Genomic DNA, 20,942 nt, shown 5'->3' with positions numbered 1-20,942 from the left:
AGAGGGGGGTGTGAAGGATCGCTGCGGCTATCATTCTGCGCCGCTGCAATTCTTCGGAACCAGCTATGCCGCCGCCATGATCCCGGCATAAGTACCGAAATCGACATTGCCGCCCGACAGCACCACGGCAACGCATTTGCCTGATAGCTCGATCTCGCCCGATGACAGCGCGGCCAGCGCGACGCAGCCGCCGGGCTCGACCACCAGCTTGAGATAGGCCATGGCATCGCGCATCGCCTGGGCCGTCGCCTTGTCGGAGACGGCGATGGCACCAGTGAGGTTCCTGCGATTGATCTCGAAGGTGATCAGGCCGGGCTCGGCGGTCAGGATCGCATCGCAGATCGAGGCGTGGCCCGGCTCGTTCGAAACCCTGGTGCCCGCGACCAGCGAACGGCGGGTGTCGTCGAAGTGCTCGGGTTCCACCGCCCAGACCGCGGTGTCGGGCGAGACGTCCTTGACGGCGACGGAAATGCCGCTCGACAGGCCACCACCGCCGCAGGGTACCACGACCGCGTCGAGGCTGACGCCAAGCGCTTTTGCCTGGCGCATCAATTCGAGGCCGATCGTGCCTTGGCCGGCAATGATGGCCGGGTCGTCGAAGGGCGGCACCAGCACCATGCCCTTTTCGAGATAGGGGCGGATCACGGTCATGCGGTCGTCGCGAAAACGGTCGAACGGCACCACCTCCGCCCCCATCTTGCGGACATTGGCGATCTTCATCGCCGGCGCGTCGGCCGGCATGGCGATGACCGCCTTGACGCCGAACATCGCCGCCGACGCCGCGACGCCTTGCGCATGGTTGCCCGACGAGAAGGCGACGACGCCCCGGCTGCGTTCCTCTTCGCTGAGCGACGACAGCTTGTTGTAGGCGCCGCGGAACTTGAACGAGCCGGTGCGCTGCAGTGTCTCCGGCTTGAACAGTATGCGGGCGCCGAAGCGCTTATTCAGCTCCTGCGATTCGATCAACGGGGTTTCGACGATCAAGCCGGCAAGCCGGGCTGCAGCGCGGTGGATATCGGCGATGCCGGGAGGGGTTATGGCGGTCATGTAAGGTCCAGTGGAAGAGACGGTATCCTCGCATGATGCGCGCAAACAAACGTGGCGCACCAATGAAAAAATGTGACCGTTACAAAGTTTGGCGGGGCGGCAACGCCGCCGCTGCACGCCCCCCTCTGTCCTGCCGGCCATCTCCCTCTCAGGGGAGATTAGACGTCACGAACACTCTCGCCAACTTCCAACGTCGACAAGAGAAGCGCCGAAGTCGAAACTGCCAATCTCCCTCCTTGCGGGGGAGATGGCCGGCAGGCCAGAGGGGGGTGCTGTCCCGCCGACATCTGGCGGTCGAGCGCTCAGCCGGGAGCCCGCTGCCTACGGCAGCTCCCCGGTTCGAGCCCTTTGAAAGGTCCACCGGACCTTTCAATTCGCCTGCGGCGAACCGGGCTCTCACCCCAACAGCGTCCGCTGCCTCTTGCTCCCGCCCAGCTTGCGCCAGTTGTTGAACCGATGCGTGGCGGCGGCAAAGGAGATTTTCATTTGCTGGGCGACCGAATAGCGCGACTTGCCTTCGTCGAACATGCGGTAGCAGCACTCGACGCCTTCCTCGGTCAGTTTGCCGTCAGGCGCCTTGTTGTGCGGATTGGCGGGGTCGAATTTCTCGATCTGCTGCTCGACCAGGCCTTTCAGGCGCTGCAGATCGGCCTCGATGCTGGCGATGAGATCGAGAACGGGCTTGGGATCATAGGGATGCGGAGGCTGTTTTGCCGTCATCTGCCGGCTCCTTGTTCTTGGCTTGGCTCACCCATATAGGTAAACATTCACTGATAATGAAGGCCTTGGTACGCGCGCGGGCTTCAACAATTCTTGACCGCACGCAATTGACCGAAGGCATCTCAAACCATAGTTTAGAACTATTCTAAACTAGGGTGAATTCCTCATGCTTTCCCGCGTCTTCGGCTTCGGCCGCCGTCCCTTCGAATCGCTCTCCGAACAGGAGATCCTGGCTCTGGCCATTTCGTCCGAGGAGGATGACGGACGCATCTATCGCGCCTACGCCGACGGTCTGACGGAGAACTTCCCGCAATCGGCAAAAGTGTTCGAGGAGATGGCCGAGGAGGAGGACGGCCATCGCGACGCGCTGATCGAGCTTTTCCGCGAGCGGTTCGGAGAGCGCATTCCGCTGATCCGGCGCGAACATGTGAAGGGTTATTACGAGCGCAAGCCCGACTGGCTGATCCGGCCGCTTGGCATCGAGCACGTGCGCAGCCAGGCCGAAGCGATGGAGCGGCAGGCCTATCTGTTCTATGTCGAGGCGGCCAAGCGCACCACGGATGCCTCGACCCGGAAACTGCTCGACGATCTGGCGTTGGCGGAACAGGGTCATGAGACGCTGGCGCAGCGCCTGGAGCAGAAGCACGTGCCGGGTGAAGTGAAGGACGAAGAGGCCGCCGCCGAGCAGCGCCAGTTCATCCTCACCTATGTGCAGCCGGGGCTTGCCGGGCTGATGGACGGGTCTGTGTCGACGCTGGCGCCGATCTTCGCCGCCGCCTTCGCCACGCATGACACCTGGCAGACCTTTCTGGTCGGGCTTGCCGCCTCGATCGGCGCCGGCATTTCGATGGGCTTCACCGAAGTGGCTTCCGACGACGGCAAACTGTCGGGCCGTGGTTCGCCGGTAAAACGCGGCATCACCACCGGCGTCATGACGTCGGCGGGTGGCCTTGGCCACGCATTGCCCTATCTCATCCCGCATTTCTGGACGGCGACAGGTGTCGCGGCAGTCGTGGTGTTCTTCGAACTGTGGGCGATTGCCTTCGTCCAGAACCGCTACATGCAGACGCCCTTCCTGCGTGCCGCCTTCCAGGTGGTGCTGGGCGGCGCCCTGGTGTTCGCGGCGGGTGTGCTGATCGGGAATGCCTAGTGTTCTTTCCTTGTCCCACAGGGGGAAAAGGAAGAACCACTCACCCATTCACCGCCCGACTGTCCGCCGGCGCCTCGTCCCTCTCTGTCAGTCCATAATCGCGCACCACATGCGCGATGCGCAGACGGTAGCCGGCAAAGATACCGCCGCGGCCGGCCTTCTGCGCCTGCCGGTGTTCCTCGGTGTTGCGCCAGGCCTCCACCGCATCCTCATCGCGCCAGAACGACAGGGACAGGATGCGGTTCGGGTCGACCAGGCTCTGGAAGCGCTCGATGGAGAGAAAGCCGTCGATGCCGTCGAGCAGCGGCCGCAAGTCGGCGGCGATGCTCAGATACGCATCGCGCCTGCCTGACGCCGGCTCGACCTCGAAGATGACGGCAATCACGGCAGCACCAGTTTCGCGTGCGGTCCCGAGACGTGTTTCAGGAACATGCGGTCCTCCTTCAGGATAAATCTTTCGCGCTTGGCGAACTCATAGTTTGCCTTGCCGGCGGGATCGGCGGCAAGGCGCGCCCGGTAGGCTTCGTAGGCCGCCAGGCTGTCGATGTTGTAGGCGGCATAGGCGGTCGTGGCCGAGCCCTCATGCGGCGCGAAACAGCCGATCAAATCGGCGCCGCAGCGCGGAATGGCCTGGCCCCAGTTGCGCGCATACTCCTCGAAGGCGGCTTTGCCGAACGGGTCGATCTCGTAGCGGATGAAACAGGTGATGGTCATGGTGGTCTCCTTGGGTTTTCGCATCGATAGTTCGAGCAGCGTCGATACATTGTGCCGCCTGGTCTGCTAGGCAATCGGGGTGACGGTCACGCTTGCCAGAAGGATTTCGCGCATTCGCGGCGCACGTCTTGCGGCGTCAGGCCAAGGTCGCGCAGCAAATGGTCGTCGATCTCGGCAAGGTCGAGACGCTGCAAATGGCGGTCATACCAGCGGGCCAGCAGCCGCGAACGCAGCCAGGTGACGAACGGGAACGATTGACGGCTGGGAAGCGGTGCTGAGGGGGAAGCGGTTCGCGCGGTCATCGTCGTCTCCTTGATCTGCCTGGAGAATAGTGGTTATCTGACAAGAATGCTTCGACGGAGAACGAACTATGCGTGAAGGACCCGACATAGCCCGCATCGCCAGTCTGGTCGGCGATCCAGCACGGGCGAACATGCTGAATGCGCTGATGGGTGGCACGGCGCTGACGGCGAGCGAACTGGCGCTCGAGGCCGGTGTGTCACTGCCGACCGCCAGCTCGCATCTGGGCAAGCTGATGGAAGGCGGGCTGCTCACGGTGGCGAGCCAAGGTCGGCATCGCTATTACGGTCTCGCCGGACCGCAGGTGGCGGGCATGATCGAAGCCATCACCGGCGTCGCGGAAGCCGTTGGCCCAAAGCGCGTGCGACCGGGTCCCCGCGACGGAGCGATGCGGGTCGCGCGCGTCTGCTACGATCACCTCGCCGGCGAGCAGGCGGTGGCGATGCTCGATCGCCTTGTCGCAAAAAACGTCCTGGTCCGCGACGACAAGGAAATCAGGCTCGGGCCGGCGGCCGCATCGCATTTCGCCGCTATCGGCATCGATGTCTACACCAAGCCGCGCCGGCCGGTATGCCGCGCCTGCCTCGACTGGAGCGTCCGGCGCTCGCACCTCGCCGGCACGCTGGGCGCCGCCATCCTCGACAAGATCTTTTTGGAAAAATGGGCGCGCCGCGAAAAGGACAGCCGCGCGGTCATCTTCTCGCCCTCGGGCAAGCAGGCTTTCGAGAAGGTGTTTCTAGCCTGAGCGGGCGAAGTCCTAGCCCCGCTTCAGCACCTTGCCCTGCTTGAAGAAATCTGCCCACGGATCGGCTTGCGCCAGCTGCTTCATCGTCGTCTTGTCGCCGATCGGGAAAGCGTTCGGCGCCAGCCCGGCCTCGATCTCGGCCCAGGTCACCGGCATCGACACGGTGGCGCCCCTCTTGGCGCGTGACGAATAAGGCGCGACCGTCGTCGAGCCCCTGCCGTTGCGCAGATAGTCGACGAAGATCTTTCCCGTGCGCGCCTTCTTCGACAGCGTCGCCGTGTAGCGGTCGGGGGCACCCTGTTCGAGCGCGCGGGCAAAATCATGGGCGAACGGTTTAACCGCCTCCCAATCCGCCGACGGCTTCAGCGGCACCAGCACATGGTAGCCCTTGCCGCCGGATGTCTTGACGAAATTCGGCAGCGACAGCTCGTCGAGCTTGCCTCTGATATCGAGTGCCGCCTCGCGCACCGCCTTCACGTCGACGCCTTCATCGGGATCGAGATCGAAGATGATCTGGTCCGGCTGCTCCAGTCTGTCGACGGTGCAGCCCCAGATGTGGATCTCGACCACGCCGTACTGGACCAGCGCCGCAACGCCGTCGAAATCCTGGATGAACAGTATCTCCTCGCCGTCGGTCGGGTCCTTCATGCGCGCGATCTTGTCGCTCATGCCGGCCGAGGCGTGCTTCTGGAAGAAGCGCTGGCCGCCAATGCCGTCCGGCGCTCGCACCAGGCTGAGCGGCCGGTTGACGATGAATTGCTCCATGCGCGGCCATACCTGCGCGTAGTGGTCGAGCAGCCCTTGCTTGGATATTTTTTCGTCCGGCCACAGCAGCTTGTCGGGATGCGAGAGTTTGACCGTGGTGGTCATCGACCCGGCGGGTTTGGCGGCACTGCCGGCCGGCGGCTTGGCCTTGGCTGGGCCTTTGCCCGTCGCCGCCTTCGGCTTTTCCTGCACGACTTCCTCCGCCGGCTTGTCCTCGCGCAATCCCTGGAACGAGGCGTGGCGTATTATACGGTCGGACGTCCAGCTGCGAAACTCCACTTCGCCGACAAGTTCCGGCTTCACCCAGACCAGTCCCTTGCCCTTCGGCACGGCTGCGGCGAAGGGCGATGATTTTGCCGTCAGCGCATCGAGCTTTGCCTTCAAGTCGGTGGCGCCCTTGCCGGAGAAGCCGGTGCCTACACGTCCGGCATAATGCAGTTTGCCACCCTCGTGGAAGCCGACGAGGATCGAGCGCAACCCCCGCCCGGTCTTGTCCGACGGTAGATAACCGCCGATGACGAATTCCTGCCGCGCCGTGCATTTCGACTTCACCCAGGTGGGGCCGCGCCCGCTGCGATACGGCGCATCGGCGCGCTTGGAGACGACGCCTTCCAGCCCCATGCGGCAGACATGCTCCAGCATGATCTTGCCGGGTTCGGCGAAATGGTCGCTGAAACGCACCGCCGGATTCTCGGACTGCTTGCCGAGCAGCTCCTGCAGGGCCTGCTTGCGCTCGACCAGAGGTGCCCGGCGCAAATCCTCGCCATCGAGGCGCATCATGTCGAAGACATAGTAGAGGAAGCGGTCCGTCCGCTTCGCTGAGAGATCGGCCTGCAGCAGCGCGAAGGAAGACACGCCGTTATCGGCCAGCACGACGACCTCGCCATCGATGATGGCGTCGCTGCATTTCAGCCCGGCGAGTTCCGCGACGATCTCTCCGCCGAACTTCTCTGTCCAGTCGAGACCGGTGCGGGTCAGCAGCCGCACCTCCGTGCCGGCGATTTGCGCCTGCATGCGATAACCGTCGAACTTCACCTCGTGCAGCCAGTCCTTGCCCGGCGGTGCTTCCCGCTCCAGCGTGGCGAGCTGCGGCTCGATAAAATCGAGTTTCGTGCTCCCGGCCTTCGCCTTGCCGGCGGCCGGCTTGTTGGAATGCCAGACCTTTGGCTTCTGGCCCTTGGCGGTCTTGCCTTCGCCGACCTCTTCGATCGTCAGGCCCGACTTCACCGATTCCGGCGCTTCCGTCAGAATGTCCTCGCCGGGACGCGCGGCGGCATCGTCCGACTTGATCAGCAGCCAGTTGTCGCGCTTTTCACCCGCGCGCGGCTTCAGCCGCACCAGATGCCAAAGGCCGTGCAGTTTGTGCCCCTTGAGCTCGAAGCTGATATGGCCCTTCTTCATCGCCTTGGCCGGGTCGATCTCGGGGACCCAGGTGCCTTCGTCCCAGACGATCACCGAACCACCGCCATATTCGCCCTTGGGGATTGTGCCTTCGAACGGTGCATAGTCGATCGGATGATCCTCGACATGCACGGCCAGCCGCTTCTCATGCGGGTCGAGGCTCGGGCCGCGCGTCACCGCCCAGCTCCACAGCACGCCGTCATGCTCGAGGCGCAAATCGTAGTGCAGCCGCGTCGCGGCGTGCTTGTGGATGACGAAGATGCCGCCGGCCTTGGCTTTGGTGTCGCGAGAAACCTTGCCGGCCGGCTCGGCGGTCTTCCTGAAATCGCGCTTGGAATGATACTGTTCGAGGCTGGCCATCGCTTCGTGTCCTCAGGCCGATTTGCGCTTGGGCGCGCCGGCTTTCGGCTTGGCGCGTTTGGCCTTCGCCGAAGCCTTCGTTGAGTCGCCATCCGACGACAGGCTCTTCTTCAGCGCGTCGAACAGATTGACGACATTGGAGGGTTTGGGCGCCGCCTTGGCGTTGGGCGCCTTTCTGCCCGCCTTCTTGGCGCGGACCAGCTCGAGCAGCGCGTTCTCGTATTCGTCCTCGAATTCCGCTGGATCGAACTTCGCTTTCTTCTTGTCGATCATCAGCTCGGCCAGCTCGGTCATCTCCGGATCGGTCTTCACCGCCTTGACGTCGCCGAACACCGTGTCGGGCTCGCGCACCGTTGTGTCGTAGCGCAGCGTCGTCAGCACCATGCCCATGTCGAGCGGTTCGATCACCACGGGGCGCTCGCGTTGATAGAGCACGATGCGCGCCAGCCCGGCCATCTTCTTGCCTGCCATGGCATCGCGGATGACGGCGAACGCCTCTTCCGACACCTTGTCGGCCGGCGTGACATAGTAGGGCGTGTCGAGATAGATCTGCTGGATCGAGGCTTTGTCGACGAACCCGTCGAGAGCCAGCGTATGCGATGCTTCGATCCGCACAGCCTCGATCTCGTCCTCCTCGATTTGAAGGAATTCGCCGTCGTCGACCTCATAGCCCTTGATCTCATCGCCGTCACCGAGCGGCTTGCCGGTTTCGGAATCGACATAGATGCGCTTCACCGTGTTGCCGGTCTTGCGGTTCAGCACCCGAAACGAGACCTTCTCGGCGTGGCTGATGGCATTGGTCAGCTCGACGGCACAGGTGACCAGCGACAGCTTCAGATAGCCCTTCCAGGCTGGACGCGGCGCCATGACTTTTCCCTTCCACGACCCGATGAGGGTGAGAACGGACAGAGCCCGCTCCAGTTCCGCCATCGCGCGACGAATGGAGGTCCAGGTCGGTTTGCGGCGCCGAGGCGCCAAGCACGGAAATTTCGCGGGCGCGGCAAAAGTTGAAACAGAACCGCGCGCAGGCGACATTCAAACGAAACATATGTGATGCAAAAGTCACATTGGCCGGAATGCCGACCAACTGCACGGAAAGACCCCGAATCAGCCGCATTCCAGCCACGAAGCAAGGCATTTTTGACCAGATATTAACATCACGTTCACCGACTATTCACGCCTCGACGCTATGATGACCGCAATTCGGAAGGGACATCCGAAAATCGGGACAGGGACCAAGTAAATGAACTTCCTCGCGCACCTCATCGGCTATGCCGCCGCCATCCGCGAATTCGTCGCGCCGACCTATCGGCCCGAGCGCTATTACATGCGCGGCCCCGGCCCGGCCTGCGCCCGTCGCGGCAATTCGCTGGGCGCGCACTGATCATGGCTTTCGAAAATCGCCACGACAGCCGGATTTGCAGGCCCGCCGCCTCTACCCGCGCCACCACCTATCGCGCCGAGCGTCCCGCTTTCGTCGACAGGCGGCGTGCGACATCGCCACGGCTTTGATGCCATTGCTGGCTGGCTTAGTGTCATAGGACAGCCGAGGCCAGCGTGACCGACCGTCCCAAGTCGGATCGTCCCTCCGAAATATCCAACGACGCACGCCATCCTCATCGTTTTCGATGGCGTCCTGCGTTCTGTGCTCCGGTTTCGTGGGCATGGTGGTCAGGCTCCCTCCGCTCACCGGATTGATCGTGCGCTATCGCGGCTGGCTCGTGCCGTCCGACCCGCACGGTTCCAGCACAATGGAGGCGCCAGCCGCCCTGCCCAGTTCACGGCAGCCCTGAACCGTACACAGCGTCCAGCCGTCGCCGGTGGCACCCGAGGCAGCGAGCACGACGCGCCGCTGCGGACCGACATCAGGCGTATAAATCCACCAGCCGTCTTTCAGCACCGCGCCTTCCGGAGGTTCCATGCCGGCGCCAGAACCTTCGATCCGCGCCTCGACCACCTGCAGGCCGGAAGGCGTCAGCTTCCAGTCCTCCTGCCAGCGCGTCCGTTCCACCGAATGGGTCCAGGACAGCGTGAAGGCGGCAACCGAGAGCGTCACCGTCTTGCCGGCGGCCAGGATGCACAGGCTCATGCGGAGATCGACGCCTGCCGCGTCCGCCAGCAATGCCAGCCGATCCAGGCAAGCGACAGCGCCCAGCCGGCCTCGTCGGTGAGCGGTACCGCGGCGACCAGCAGCACGCCGGCGGCGAAGGCCAGCAGGCGCTCCCACCACGCCATGCGCCTGACGAGGAAGCCGACGGCGGCGGCACCCCACAGCATTATGCCCATGCACGCCTTGGCGACGATGTAGGCGACCTCGACCGGATAGCCGAACTGGGCGGCGATCGGCCCGGCATCCTGCAGCATCAGCGCCGGCGTGTAGACCGCCATGAACGGCACGACGAAGCCGGCAATGGCAAGCTTGGTCGCCTGGATGCCGATCTTGAGGCCACTTTCCTTGGCCATCGGTGCCGCGGCAAACGCGGCCAGCGCCACCGGCGGCGTCAGGTCGGCCATGATGCCGAAATAGAAGACGAACATGTGGCTGACCAGCAGCGGCACGCCAAGCGACAAAAGCGCCGGCCCGGCCAGCGACGAGGTGATGATGTAGTTGGGAATGGTCGGGATGCCCATGCCGAGCACCAGGCAAGTGACCATGGTCAGCACCAGCGACAGGAAAAGATTGTCCTCGCCAATCGAGATGATCCAGCCGATGAAGGTCGAGGCGATGCCGGTCAGCGTCAGCGTGCCGATGACGATGCCGACGATGGCGCAGGCGATGCCGACCGGCAGTGCGTTCTTGGCGCCTTCGGCGAGCGAATCGACGCAGATCCGCAGCGTTTCGCGGCCGCCCCTAGAGGTGAAGCAGGCGACGACCAGCGCGGCGATGACGAGGCCGAGGAGGTTGACGCCGAATTTCATGAACGAAGCCGCCGCAAGCCCGAGGGCCAACCAGAACACGATGCGGAAGGCGAGCGGCCCGATCGCCGCCGCCAGCGGCGTGCCGAGGATGAGCACGATGGTCAGCGCCAGGCCCATCGTGCCCGCGAAGATCGGCGTATAGCCGGCGAACAAAAGATAGATGAGGGCTGCGAGCGGCAGCACCAGCGGCCAGTGCTGTTTCACCGCGTCCCACGGGTTGGGCAGGTCCGCCTTCGCCATGCCGTGCAGGCCGGCCTTGCCGGCTTCTAGATGCACCTGCCAGAAGCAGGCGCCGAAATAGAGCAACGCCGGGATGATCGCCGCCTTGACCACTTCGGCATAGGGCACGTTCAGCGTTTCGGCCATGATGAAGGCGACCGCGCCCATCACCGGTGGCATGATCTGGCCGCCCATCGAGGAGGTCGCCTCGACGGCGCCGGCGAAAGCCGAGCGGAAGCCGAAGCGCTTCATCAACGGGATGGTGAACTGGCCGCTGGCTACCACATTGGCGACGCCCGAGCCGGAAATGGTGCCCATCAGCGCCGAGGACAGCACGCAGACCTGCGCCGGGCCGCCGCGCCATGTGCCGACAAGGCCCAGCGCGAAATCGTTGAACAATGCGATCATGCCGGCGCGTTCGAGAAAGGCGGCGAAGACGACGAAGATGAAGATGTAGGCGGCTGAAACATAGATCGGCGTGCCGTAGATGCCTTCGGTGCCATAGGCGAAGGTGTCGACGAGTTGGGCGAAATCATAGCCGCGATGGGTCAGCGGCGGCGGCAGATGATTGCCGACGAAGCAGTAGGCGAGGAAGATGAAGGCGATGACCGCCAGCGGCAAACCCATCAGCCGCCTCGCGGCCTCGAAGACCAGCACCACCAGCACGGCGCCGACGATAAGGTCCGGCGTGGTCAGGAAGCCGGAGCGGCGGATGAGGTCGGTATAGAACACCCAATTGTACAGGCCGGTGCCGAAGCCGAGCGCGCCGAGCGTCCAGAACGCGGCTTTCGCCGGCACGCTGGTGGCGCGCAGATTGGCGATCAGGCCGAAGCCGAGCAGCAGCAGGAAGCCGACATGCATGGCCCGCACCACCTGGCTCGGAATGCTGCCATAGGCTGCGACGTAAATCTGGAACACGGAAAAGGCGACGGCGATGAGAAAGGCGGCCTTACCGGCGAGCCCTTCGCCGAAGCCCGGCGGCAGGCCTTCTACCTGCTCTTCGGCGGGCGCAAGCACGGTCGGGGTTTTCGGATGGACGTCAGTCATTGGCGGGTTCCTGGCGGTGCTTTCCCTCCCCCTCGAGGGCAGGGCCGAGCGAAGCGAGGCGGGCGGGGTCATTGCGGCAGTGCGCGGCCTGGACCGACCCCACCCGTCCACCCGCCTTCGGCGGCTGTCCACCCTCCCCTCAAGGGGAGGGAAAGGCGCTTACTTCAGCAGCCCCTTCTCCTTGTAATACCGCTCAGCCCCCGGATGCAGCGGCACCGGCATGCCGTCGAGCGCCTTGGCCGGGTCGATCGCCTTGGCGGCCGCATGCGCCGCGGCAAGCTGGTCGAGATGCTCGAACAGGAGCTTGGTCATCTGATAGGCGGTTTCATCGGAGACATCGGCGCGGGTGATGAGGAAATTGCCGACGGCGGCGGTGGCGACATCCTCGCTCTGGCCCTCATAGGTGCCCTTGGGAATGACCACCGAAAGATAGGGCGCACCGATCTTGGCGACGTCCTGCTCTGGCACGGCAACGACGTTGATCGGCACGGAGGTGGCGAGGTCGCGGATCGAGGCGACGCCGAGCCCGGCCGATTGCAGCGTGGCGTCGAGCTGGCGGTTCTTGATCAGCTCGACCGATTCGGCGAAGGGCAGATATTCGACGCGGCCGAGATCCTCGTATTTCAGCCCGGCGGCGGCGAAGATGGCGCGCGCGTTGAGCTCGGTGCCGGAGGCTGGCGCGCCGACCGACAGGCTCTTGCCCTTGAGATCGGCCAGCGTCTTGATGCCGGATTCCTTGCTGGCGACGATCTGGATGTAGTTGGGATAGATGGCGGCGATGCCGCGCAGTTTGTCGAGCTTGCCTGGATATCCGGCCTCGGTGTTGCCCTCGGCGGCCAGCTTGACGGAATCGCCGAGCGCAAAGGCGATCTCGCCCTTGCCCTGCTGCAGCAGATTGAGATTTTCGACCGAAGCCTTGGTCGCCTGCACCTGGGTGCGCGCGCCTTCGATGCCCTTGCCGTAGATTTCAGACAATGCGACGCCGAGCGGATAATAGACACCGGACGTGCCGCCGGTCAGCACGTTGATGAATTCCTGTGCCTTGGCTGAGACAGCGCCCAGGCCAAGCGAGAGCGCCACGGCGCCGGCCGCAACGAATTTCGTTCTGAAATGGAACATCGGATCTCCTCCCTGAAAATATCGACGACCGCACCGCCTCCCAGGTGCGAACCGGAGCGAGTTTAGACAGCGAGCCGCAAATGCCAACCCGCAATTGTGCTCGTTGGACGAACGGTTGAGGGATCGGGAAACAGATGGCGGCTTGCGCAAAAAGCCAGCGCAGCCGAAAGTTTTTTTGAGCTGCCTGTCGAAATCGCGCGCTGCCGCGCGACATACGTCCGGCTCGCAACGAAGCGGCCTTCGAAACAACGGGAGAAGACCATGCGATACATGATTTTGATCAATAACGACGAAGCCGCATTGGCGAACACGCCGATCGAGAAGGCCCAGCAGATGAGCGCGGCCTATGGCGCCTATACCGAAGCGTTGAAGAAATCCGGTGCGTGGCTGGCTGGCGAAAGGCTGCGCCCGACCCAGGCAACCACCTCGGTGCGGATCGCTGACGGCAAGACCAACGTGATTGACGGCCCCTATGCCGACACCAAGGAGCAGCTTGCCGGCTTCTACATGATCGAGGCGGCCGACATCGATACAGCCATCGAATGGGCGGCACGCTGTCCGGCGGCCAGCACCGGCACGGTCGAGTTGCGGCCGATCTGGGAAATGGCCGACTACATGCCCAAGAAATGACGAGGTGATGGACAGTCGCCCGGAGATCGCCTGGGCGGCGGCGGAAACCGCCGCCCGGCAAAGCTACGGCAAGCTGGTCGCCTGGCTCGCGGCGCGCACGCGTGACGTGGCCGCCGCCGAGGACGCGCTGGCTGACGCCTTTGCCGCGGCGCTCGAACGCTGGCCACGAACCGGCGTGCCCGAAAAGCCGGAAGCTTGGCTGCTGGCGGTGGCAAGGCGGCGCCGCGTCGATGCGGTGCGGCGGCGGCTGACCAGCGAGGCCGGCCGCGAGCATCTCAAGCTGATTGCCGAGGAGATGGAGGCGCGCATGACCGACGAAGACCTTCCCGACGAACGGCTGCGGCTGATGTTCGCCTGCGCCCATCCGGCAATCGAGCCCGGCATTCGTTCGCCGCTGATCCTGCAGACCGTGCTCGGGTTCGACGCGGCAACGATCGCCTCCGCCTTCCTGGTGTCACCGGCAACGATGGGCCAGCGCCTGGTGCGCGCCAAGAACCGCATCCGTGAAACCGGCATTCCGTTCCGCGTTCCAGACCGGACCGAACTCGGCGAAAGGCTGGATGCGGTGCTGGAAGCGATCTACGCCGCCTTCGCAGAAGGCTGGTCCGATCCCGCGGGCACCGAAACGCGGCGCCGCAATCTGGCCAGCGAAGGCATCTGGCTCGGCCGCCTGATGGCTTCGCTGATGCCGGAAGAGCCCGAGGCGCTGGGCCTGCTGTCGCTGATGCTGTTCGCCGAGGCGCGGCGCGCGGCACGGCGCGATGCGGCCGGAGATTATGTTCCGCTGGCCGAGCAGGATCATACGCTGTGGGATGGCGCTTTGGTCGACGAAGCGGAATCCCTGCTCCGCCGCGCCGCCACCATGGGCGTCATCGGCCGCTACCAGCTTGAGGCGGCGGTTCAGTCCGCACATGCGGCACGACGGCTGACCGGCCGCACCGACTGGGTGGCGGTACGCGAGCTCTACGACGCGCTGCTTTCGATCGCAGGATCACCGGTGGTAGCGATCAACCGCGCGGTGGCGATCGCCGAGGCCGAGGGTGCCGTGGCTGGACTGGCGGCCCTCTACGTGCTGGGCGACGACAAGCGGCTTGATGAGTATCAGCCCTATTGGGCAGCCCGCGCCGGTCTCCTGGCCAGGCTCGGCCAGGCACCGCGGGCGTGCGAAGCCTATGACAGGGCGATCGGCCTGGAGCGCGACCCAGCGGTGCGCCGGTTCCTGCAGGGCAAAAGGGCAGCGCTCAAAAATTGAGCCTCGCTAACGGCCGTCAGTTCAGCCTGGCCACATCTCATGCGATGTGTTGAGCGTCTTCATCAGGGGATGCTCGCGCAGCTTCGACCACAGACGCTCCATATCAGGCCAGGCCGCCCGCGCCCTTTCGGCGTCGGGATGCCAGGCCACCAGCATGGCGAGGTAGATGTCCGCGAGCGACATTCGGTCGCCGACCAGCCAGTCACGGCCTTCGAGAGAGGCATCGAGGACGCCGAAGCCGCGGTCCATCTCGGCGACGGCTGCCTGCTTGACCGCGTTGGTGCCTTCGGCATCGGTCGTGTAACGATGCGCGTAGTAAAGCCGTAGGATCGCCGGATAGAGCACTGATGACATGAAGGCCATCCAGCGGAGGAAGTCGGCGCGGGCAGGCGCGTCGGCCGCCGGCGCCAGGCTGGCATTGGGATGACGCTCGGCAAGCAGGATGCAGATCGCCGCCGATTCGGTCATCGAGCTTCCGTCCGGCAACGTCAGCACCGGCACTTGGTTCAAGGGGCTGATGTCGAGGAAGGCCGGATCGGGCCGGTCCGTCTTCGGCACGTCGATCTGCTCGAACGGCGCGTTCGCCATCGCCAGCGCCGCCTCGACGACGAAGCCGCCGCTGCCCGGACGAGTGTAGAGCTTGTACATGAAATCCTCCCGGGCCGCGAAAGGCGGACCGGTGGGATATGAACCGGAAGCAGGGTGCCGCTCAAGCCGGTGGCTGGCGCCACGAGGGACTTTTTTCAGCGGGCCAGCCTAGTCGCGAAGAAGCGTAGGACTACGAGCCCAGCCCCTCGAACAGGATGGTCGACAGATAGCGCTCGGCGAAGGACGGGATGACCACGACCAGGTTCTTGCCCTTGTTTTCCGGCCGCGAGCCGACGACGATGGCCGCCTGCAGGGCGGCGCCCGACGAGATGCCGACCGGTACGCCTTCGAGTCGGGCGACGAGGCGGGCATTTGCGACCGAATCCTCGTTCGACACCGTGACGATCTCGTCATAGATCGTCGTGTCGAGGATTTTGGGCGCAAAGCCGGCGCCGATGCCCTGGATCTTGTGGGGGCCGGGCTGGCCACCCGACAGAACCGGTGAGGAGTCCGGCTCGACCGCGACGACATGCACCGAGGGCTTGCGCTTCTTCAGCACCTGGCCGACGCCGGTGATGGTGCCGCCGGTACCGATGCCGGCGACGAAGATATCGACCTCGCCATGCGTGTCGTTCCAGATTTCCTCGGCCGTCGTCGTGCGATGGATTTCCGGATTGGCGGGGTTCTCGAACTGCTGCGGGATGATCGCGTTGGGGATCGTCGCGGCCAGTTCATCGGCCTTGGCGATGGCGCCCTTCATGCCTTTCGGGCCCTCGGTCAGCACCAGCTCGGCGCCAAGCAGCGCCAGCATTTTCCGGCGCTCGATCGACATCGTTTCCGGCATCGTCAGGATCAGTTTGTAGCCCTTGGCGGCGGCGGCGAAGGCAAGCGCTATGCCGGTGTTGCCCGACGTCGGTTCGATCAGCGTGGTTTTGCCGGGAGAAATCTTGCCGGCTGCCTCCAGCGCCTCGATCATCGCCACCCCGATGCGGTCCTTGACCGAGGAGATCGGATTGAAGAATTCGAGCTTGGCGATCAGATTGGCGACGATGCCCTTTTCCCGAGCGAACTTGTCGAGCCGCACCAGGGGCGTGTCGCCGATCGTATCGGTGATGGAATCGTAGACACGGCCGCGACCGGGTACACGGGCAGAGGTGACGGGCTTGTTCATTGGTTTCGCTCCCAGAATTTCAGGCAAGTGGAGAATTTCAGGCAAATGGAATTCAAGCCGGCAAGATAGGGCCTTCGGCCGCGCAAGATAGACTGTCGGCTGAAAATATCCGAGTGGGACCTGTGTCGAAAACGTCGCGCCCCCGGAAAAGCATTTCGCGAAAAGGCCTGTTTACGAAATACTTTGGCCGAAAAGCCCCCTATTGCCGGGCGGCAATCGCCGCGGCGGCGCCGACCATGAAGCCGGCGGCGGTGCGGTTCAGCGCCTTGAGCGCGCGCGGCGACTTCAGGAACCAACGCGCCTTGGCCGCCAGCGCCAGATACGGCACCAGCACCACCAGAAGCACGACGACCGTCAGCGCGACGAGAATGCCGTAATCGATCAGTGTGATGGTCTTCAGGTCGACGATGGTCGGCGTGATCGCGAGGTAGAAGATCATCGTCTTCGGATTGCCGAGCGTGACGGTCAGGCCCGCAAGGAAGCTCGACAGCAGCCCGCCCTTGCCCTTCTTCGCCTCGACCGTCTCGAGCGTGATGCCGCTGTTCCAGAAGCGCCAGCCGAGGAAGGCGAGGTAAGCGACACCGAGCCATTTGATGGCGAGAAAAACCATGCCGAAGGTCTGCGCCACGAAGGCGAGACCGAGCACCACGGCGGTCAGATAGGTGAGGTCGCCAACCATCAGGCCAAAGGACATCGCCAGGGATGAGCGGAAGCCGGAGCCGAGCGCACGCGCGACGAGCGCGGTGACGCCGGGACCAGGAATGGCGGCGGCGATGCCGAGGGCGGCACTGTAGGCGAGGAATCCGGTGAGGGTCATGGTTGCGGCCTTGCGCGCGACGCTGTTGTCGCAGCTTCCTATCGCACAAAGTCCGCCAGACGTGAATTCCCTGCCCCCGAATTCGATTGCACCACGCCGGCATGCGAATTTGCGCTCAGGAGCGACCGCCGTCATGGGTGACGCGCCAGATGGTGCCGTTGCCGTCCTCGGTCACGATCAGCGCGCCGTCCTTCGCCACCGCCACGCCGACCGGCCGACCCCAGACCTCGCCGTTGGAGACGACGAAGCCGGCGATGAAATCCTCGTATTCGCCGGTCGGCTTGCCGTCGCTGAACAGCAATCTCACCACCTTGTAGCCGGTCCTGTTGCCACGGTTCCATGAGCCGTGCAGAGCGACAAAGGCGTCGCCCTTGTATTCGGACGGAAAGTTCTTCCCTTCGTAGAAGGCGATGTTGAGCGGCGCCGAATGTGCTTGCATCAGCACGTCGGGAATGGTCGCCTTGCCGGCAAGATCGGGGCGCGCGCCCTTGTGGCGCGGATCCTCGTTGTTGCCGATATAGTACCAGGGCCAGCCATAGAAGGCGCCCTCCTTGACCACGGTCGCATATTCCGGCGGCACATTGTCGCCGAGCGCATCGCGTTCGTTGACGACGCACCACAGCGCGCCGGTCGCCGGCTGCACGGCCATGCCCGAACAGTTGCGCAGGCCAGTGGCGACGATGCGACCGTTCTTGCCGTTGGGATCGAAAGCCAGCACAGCCGCGCGGCCATCCTCGGGACCCCAGGCAGCGCCGAGCGGCTGCGACTTCGCCCAGGCGTCGAGGCCGCCTTCCGGTTCGTTGCCCATATCCTGCGCGGCGTTCGAACCAGACCCGACCGATAGATAAAGCGTCTTGCCGTCCGGCGAGAAAGCGATATCGCGGGTCCAGTGATGACTTGAAGGGATGTCGTCGACGATGGCCTCCGGATCGCCTGATGCCTTCAGGTCGCCATTGCGATAGGCAAAGCGCACCACGCTGTCGCTGTTGGCGACATAGACCCATTGCGGGTCGTTGCCCGGAGGATAGAAGCCAATGCCATAGGGCTGGTTGAGATTGCCGGCAAAGATGCCTTTCTCGGTGGGCTTGGCACTGCCGTCGGCGAGGCGGTAGACGCGGATCTGGTTGGCCTCGCTGTCGGCGACGAACAGGTCGCCGTTCGGCGCGACGCGCACGACGCGCGGATTGTCGATGCCCGACGCGATCAGCTCGGCCGAAAAGCCCGGCGGCAGTTTCGGCTTGGCGCCTGCCGGTCTTTCGGCGAGGCCGGCGCTGTTGGAGGCGGAATTGGTGACGTCGGGCTTTGGCAGATCGTTCGGCTTGATCAGGCGGCGCACACCCGGCCTGTCGGCACGCCAGTCGCCGAAGGCGGCGGCACCTTTCAATACGGGCTCCGCCTGCTGGGCGAATGCAGCGGCGGTGAGAAACACCGCGGCGGAGATGGCCAGCCCGGCCAATCGGATCATTCAATCCTCCAAACCCGGTCACACAATGAACGGCCGCAAAGGGGCAAACGAGCGGTTTCGTCTGTTGTTCCGCGGCACACGATCAGTTGAAGTGAAAGCGGAGGTTTTTTGCCTCAGGTCCCAGCGGCGTAGAAATCGTCGTCGAGACGTTTTTCCAGTTCGACGAGATCGGCCGGCAGCGGCAGGCCCATGGCGCGCATTTCCCGCAGTTTTTCACGCAACTGCTCCTGGATCTCGTGCTGGTCTTCCGGCTGGTTGACCATCTCCTCGAGTAGCAGGCTGATCCGGGCTTTGAATTCTTCGAGCGCCATTCTTTTTCTCCTCGGAGGCCTTAGGTTTGGATCTAAGGTGCTGAGATTCAGGTCAGGCCGGCATCCCCGGAATATCAATACACCTAACGCAGCATGCGGGAAATCAGCTGTGCGGTATAGTCGACCATCGGCACGATGCGGGCATAGTTGAGCCGGGTCGGGCCGATGACGCCGAGCGCGCCGACGACTCGGGCGTCCTTGTCTCGATAGGGCGCGACCACCAGCGATGAGCCGGACAGTGAGAACAGTTTGTTTTCCGAGCCGATGAAGATGCGCACGCCCGATCCTTCCTCGGCGAGGTCGAGCAGCTGGATCAGCCCGTCCTGCGTCTCCATGTCCTCGAACAGGTGCCGCAACAGTTCGATATCGGCCTGGGCGGTGACGTTTTCGAGCAGATTGGCGCGGCCGCGCACGATCAGCCGTGCCGGCAGGCCGCTGTCGGCGCCGGCCCACACCGCCAGCCCCTTTTCGACCAGGTCTTGCGACAGCGTGTCGAGGGCGGCCCTGGTCTCTTCCTTGATGCGGGCGATCTCGATCCGCGCCTCGGCCAGCGTGCGGCCGCGGATATGGGCGTTGAGGAAGTTCGAGGCCTCGTGCAGCTGCGAGACGGTGATGCCGGCGGGCAGCTCGACGACGCGGTTTTCGACATCGCCATTCTGCGACACCAGCACCGCCAGCGCCTTGGTCGGCTCGAGCTGGATGAATTCGATGTGCTTCAGCGCCACCTCGTTCTTGGCGGCAAGCACCAAGCCGGCGCCGCGCGACATGCCCGACAGCATCTGGCTGGCCTCGGTCAGCATGTGTTCCAGCGTCGCGCCCGAGCCGGATGCCCGCACCTGCGCCTCGATGGCGCGGCGCTCCTCGTCGGAGAGATCGCCAAGCTCCATGAAGGCGTCGACGAAGAAACGCAGGCCGGCCTGCGTCGGCAACCGGCCGGCCGAGATGTGCGGCGCGTAGATCAGACCGAGATGCTCGAGGTCGCTCATCACGTTGCGGATGGTGGCCGGCGACAGCGAGGACGGCAGGATGCGCGACAGGCTGCGTGATCCCACGGGTTCGCCGTCCTTGAGATAGGAATCGACGATGCGCCGGAAGATGTCGCGCGAGCGCATATCCAAAGATTGAAGCGCGGGCGACTGCGAACTCGGGTCGACTGGCTTGGTCATTGCGGCCAAAAACCTCCGACCCAAGGATATAGACTTCGCTACGGCCCGCGCAACCCGGTGTGTGCGCGTCAGATCACCCGGTGTCTGTGTCGGATCGTCGGGCCATTTTCCTTTGCGCCGTGCGTCCCATGCGGTTACAAGCCGGCCAAGATTCCGAAAATGACAAGAAAGCAGTCTGAATGCGCCCTTCCAAACGTCAATTCGACGAAATGCGTGCCATCTCCTTCGAGCGCGGCGTCTCCAAGCATGCCGAAGGCTCGTGCCTGGTGAAGTTCGGCGACACGCATGTCCTGTGCACGGCCAGCCTCGAAGAGAAGGTGCCGGGCTGGATGCGCAATTCCGGCAAGGGCTGGGTGACGGCGGAATATGGCATGCTGCCGCGCTCGACCGGCGAGCGCATGCGCCGCGAGGCTTCCGCCGGCAAGCAGGGCGGCCGCACGCTGGAGATCCAGCGGCTCATCGGCCGCTCCTTGCGTGCCGTGGTCGATCTGCAGGCGCTGGGCGAGCAGCAGATCACCGTCGACTGCGACGTCATCCAGGCCGATGGCGGCACCCGCACCGCCTCGATCACCGGCGGCTGGGTGGCGCTGTATGACTGCCTGCGTTGGATGGAAGCCCGCCAGATGGCCAGCGTCGCCAAGGTGCTGAAGGACCATGTCGCGGCGATCTCCTGTGGCATCCATGACGGCCAGCCGGTCATCGACCTCGACTATATCGAGGACTCGTCGGCCGGCACCGACGCCAATTTCGTCATGACCGGCAAGGGTGGCATCGTCGAGATCCAGGGAACCGCCGAAGGCGAGCCTTTTTCCGAAGGGCAGTTCGCGGAATTGATGGGCTTGGCCAAGAAGGGCATCCAGCGCCTGGTCAGTTTGCAGCAGATGGCAGTGGCTTAGGTTTCGAATGCCGAGCCAAGGCACCCCCCTCTGGCCTGCCGGCCATCTCCCCCGCAAGGGGGGAGATCGGCTGTGGTTGCGGGTTTCGCCAATCACCAACTTTGCAAGTCATGAGCCGGCGCTGATGCTTCCAATCTCCC

The 20,942-nt window shown here is 64.2% G+C and carries 22 protein-coding genes; 6 read left to right on the top strand and 16 right to left on the bottom strand.

Features of this window, described 5'->3' with window-relative positions:
* Positions 1–63: 63 nt before the first annotated feature.
* Positions 64–1,047 carry a threonine/serine dehydratase family protein gene (locus NKH02_RS17890; RefSeq protein ID WP_352880387.1) on the bottom strand — a complete coding sequence of 328 codons (984 nt, stop codon included), beginning with the start codon at positions 1,045–1,047 and terminating at the stop codon, positions 64–66.
* A 396-nt stretch (positions 1,048–1,443) separates the two neighbouring features.
* Positions 1,444–1,767, bottom strand: a complete 324-nt coding sequence (locus NKH02_RS17885; RefSeq protein WP_352880385.1) for a hypothetical protein — start codon at positions 1,765–1,767, stop codon at positions 1,444–1,446.
* Positions 1,768–1,933: 166 nt separating this feature from the next.
* Between NKH02_RS17885 and mbfA the strand changes: the two genes are divergently transcribed.
* Positions 1,934–2,917 carry an iron exporter MbfA gene (mbfA, locus tag NKH02_RS17880; RefSeq protein ID WP_352880383.1) on the top strand — a complete coding sequence of 328 codons (984 nt, stop codon included), beginning with the start codon at positions 1,934–1,936 and terminating at the stop codon, positions 2,915–2,917.
* Between the two features lie 40 nt (positions 2,918–2,957).
* On the opposite strand, the gene NKH02_RS17875 is transcribed toward mbfA, so the two are convergent.
* The 3 genes from NKH02_RS17875 to NKH02_RS17865 all read right to left on the bottom strand — a co-directional run bounded on the left by NKH02_RS17875 (position 2,958) and on the right by NKH02_RS17865 (position 3,933).
* On the bottom strand, positions 2,958–3,302 hold the full coding sequence (locus tag NKH02_RS17875) for an antibiotic biosynthesis monooxygenase family protein (RefSeq protein ID WP_352880382.1): 345 nt from the start codon (positions 3,300–3,302) through the stop codon (positions 2,958–2,960).
* Positions 3,299–3,631, bottom strand: coding sequence for an NIPSNAP family protein (locus tag NKH02_RS17870; protein WP_352880380.1), 333 nt, complete (start codon positions 3,629–3,631; stop codon positions 3,299–3,301). Before NKH02_RS17870 ends, NKH02_RS17875 begins: the two co-directional genes overlap by 4 nt.
* Before the next feature lie 86 nt (positions 3,632–3,717).
* Positions 3,718–3,933, bottom strand: coding sequence for a DUF1127 domain-containing protein (locus NKH02_RS17865; RefSeq protein ID WP_352880378.1), 216 nt, complete (start codon positions 3,931–3,933; stop codon positions 3,718–3,720).
* A gap of 68 nt (positions 3,934–4,001) precedes the next feature.
* On the opposite strand from NKH02_RS17865, the gene NKH02_RS17860 reads away from it, so the two are divergent.
* Positions 4,002–4,676 (top strand): ArsR/SmtB family transcription factor, encoded by a 675-nt coding sequence (locus NKH02_RS17860; RefSeq protein WP_352880376.1) that lies wholly within the window; start codon positions 4,002–4,004, stop codon positions 4,674–4,676.
* A gap of 12 nt (positions 4,677–4,688) precedes the next feature.
* Here NKH02_RS17860 and ligD read toward each other — a convergent pair whose 3' ends face one another.
* Together ligD and ku are read right to left on the bottom strand one after the other, a co-directional pair.
* Complete coding sequence (gene ligD / locus NKH02_RS17855; RefSeq protein WP_352880375.1) at positions 4,689–7,202, bottom strand: DNA ligase D; 2,514 nt, start codon at positions 7,200–7,202, stop codon at positions 4,689–4,691.
* Between the two features lie 12 nt (positions 7,203–7,214).
* Positions 7,215–8,069, bottom strand: coding sequence for a non-homologous end joining protein Ku (gene ku, locus NKH02_RS17850; protein ID WP_352880374.1), 855 nt, complete (start codon positions 8,067–8,069; stop codon positions 7,215–7,217).
* Between the two features lie 376 nt (positions 8,070–8,445).
* Between ku and NKH02_RS17845 the strand changes: the two genes are divergently transcribed.
* On the top strand, positions 8,446–8,586 hold the full coding sequence (locus tag NKH02_RS17845; protein ID WP_013528645.1) for a hypothetical protein: 141 nt from the start codon (positions 8,446–8,448) through the stop codon (positions 8,584–8,586).
* 321 nt (positions 8,587–8,907) lie between these two features.
* On the opposite strand, the gene NKH02_RS17840 is transcribed toward NKH02_RS17845, so the two are convergent.
* The 3 genes from NKH02_RS17840 to NKH02_RS17830 all read right to left on the bottom strand — a co-directional run bounded on the left by NKH02_RS17840 (position 8,908) and on the right by NKH02_RS17830 (position 12,506).
* Positions 8,908–9,291, bottom strand: coding sequence for a DUF1850 domain-containing protein (locus tag NKH02_RS17840; protein WP_352880372.1), 384 nt, complete (start codon positions 9,289–9,291; stop codon positions 8,908–8,910).
* Positions 9,288–11,387 carry a TRAP transporter permease gene (locus NKH02_RS17835; protein ID WP_352880370.1) on the bottom strand — a complete coding sequence of 700 codons (2,100 nt, stop codon included), beginning with the start codon at positions 11,385–11,387 and terminating at the stop codon, positions 9,288–9,290. Before NKH02_RS17835 ends, NKH02_RS17840 begins: the two co-directional genes overlap by 4 nt.
* 159 nt (positions 11,388–11,546) lie before the next feature.
* A complete protein-coding gene (locus tag NKH02_RS17830; protein WP_352872386.1) occupies positions 11,547–12,506 on the bottom strand; it encodes a TAXI family TRAP transporter solute-binding subunit in 960 nt (319 codons plus the stop codon).
* A 261-nt stretch (positions 12,507–12,767) separates the two neighbouring features.
* On the opposite strand from NKH02_RS17830, the gene NKH02_RS17825 reads away from it, so the two are divergent.
* Complete coding sequence (locus NKH02_RS17825; RefSeq protein WP_352872385.1) at positions 12,768–13,136, top strand: YciI family protein; 369 nt, start codon at positions 12,768–12,770, stop codon at positions 13,134–13,136.
* A 7-nt stretch (positions 13,137–13,143) separates the two neighbouring features.
* Entirely contained in the window at positions 13,144–14,388 is a 1,245-nt protein-coding gene (locus tag NKH02_RS17820; RefSeq protein ID WP_352880369.1) for an RNA polymerase sigma factor, read from the top strand.
* A 21-nt stretch (positions 14,389–14,409) separates the two neighbouring features.
* On the opposite strand, the gene NKH02_RS17815 is transcribed toward NKH02_RS17820, so the two are convergent.
* The 6 genes from NKH02_RS17815 to hrcA all read right to left on the bottom strand — a co-directional run bounded on the left by NKH02_RS17815 (position 14,410) and on the right by hrcA (position 19,906).
* Positions 14,410–15,036 (bottom strand): glutathione S-transferase family protein, encoded by a 627-nt coding sequence (locus NKH02_RS17815; RefSeq protein WP_352880367.1) that lies wholly within the window; start codon positions 15,034–15,036, stop codon positions 14,410–14,412.
* Between the two features lie 130 nt (positions 15,037–15,166).
* Complete coding sequence (gene cysK, locus NKH02_RS17810) at positions 15,167–16,147, bottom strand: cysteine synthase A (protein WP_352880366.1); 981 nt, start codon at positions 16,145–16,147, stop codon at positions 15,167–15,169.
* 199 nt (positions 16,148–16,346) lie between these two features.
* Positions 16,347–16,964 (bottom strand): LysE family translocator, encoded by a 618-nt coding sequence (locus tag NKH02_RS17805; RefSeq protein ID WP_352880364.1) that lies wholly within the window; start codon positions 16,962–16,964, stop codon positions 16,347–16,349.
* A gap of 115 nt (positions 16,965–17,079) precedes the next feature.
* Positions 17,080–18,429: a PQQ-dependent sugar dehydrogenase gene (locus NKH02_RS17800; protein ID WP_352880362.1), complete on the bottom strand. Its 1,350-nt coding sequence runs from the start codon at positions 18,427–18,429 to the stop codon at positions 17,080–17,082.
* Positions 18,430–18,542: 113 nt separating this feature from the next.
* Positions 18,543–18,740, bottom strand: a complete 198-nt coding sequence (locus tag NKH02_RS17795; RefSeq protein WP_013528634.1) for a hypothetical protein — start codon at positions 18,738–18,740, stop codon at positions 18,543–18,545.
* An 83-nt stretch (positions 18,741–18,823) separates the two neighbouring features.
* A complete protein-coding gene (gene hrcA / locus NKH02_RS17790) occupies positions 18,824–19,906 on the bottom strand; it encodes a heat-inducible transcriptional repressor HrcA (protein ID WP_352880360.1) in 1,083 nt (360 codons plus the stop codon).
* A 179-nt stretch (positions 19,907–20,085) separates the two neighbouring features.
* On the opposite strand from hrcA, the gene rph reads away from it, so the two are divergent.
* Complete coding sequence (gene rph, locus NKH02_RS17785; RefSeq protein ID WP_023762602.1) at positions 20,086–20,802, top strand: ribonuclease PH; 717 nt, start codon at positions 20,086–20,088, stop codon at positions 20,800–20,802.
* The last annotated feature ends 140 nt before the right edge of the window (positions 20,803–20,942 follow it).

The organism is Mesorhizobium sp. M1396 (genome assembly GCF_040317725.1).
In the GTDB taxonomy this organism is placed as follows: domain Bacteria; phylum Pseudomonadota; class Alphaproteobacteria; order Rhizobiales; family Rhizobiaceae; genus Mesorhizobium.
This window is presented reverse-complemented; position numbering and strand designations above follow the sequence as displayed.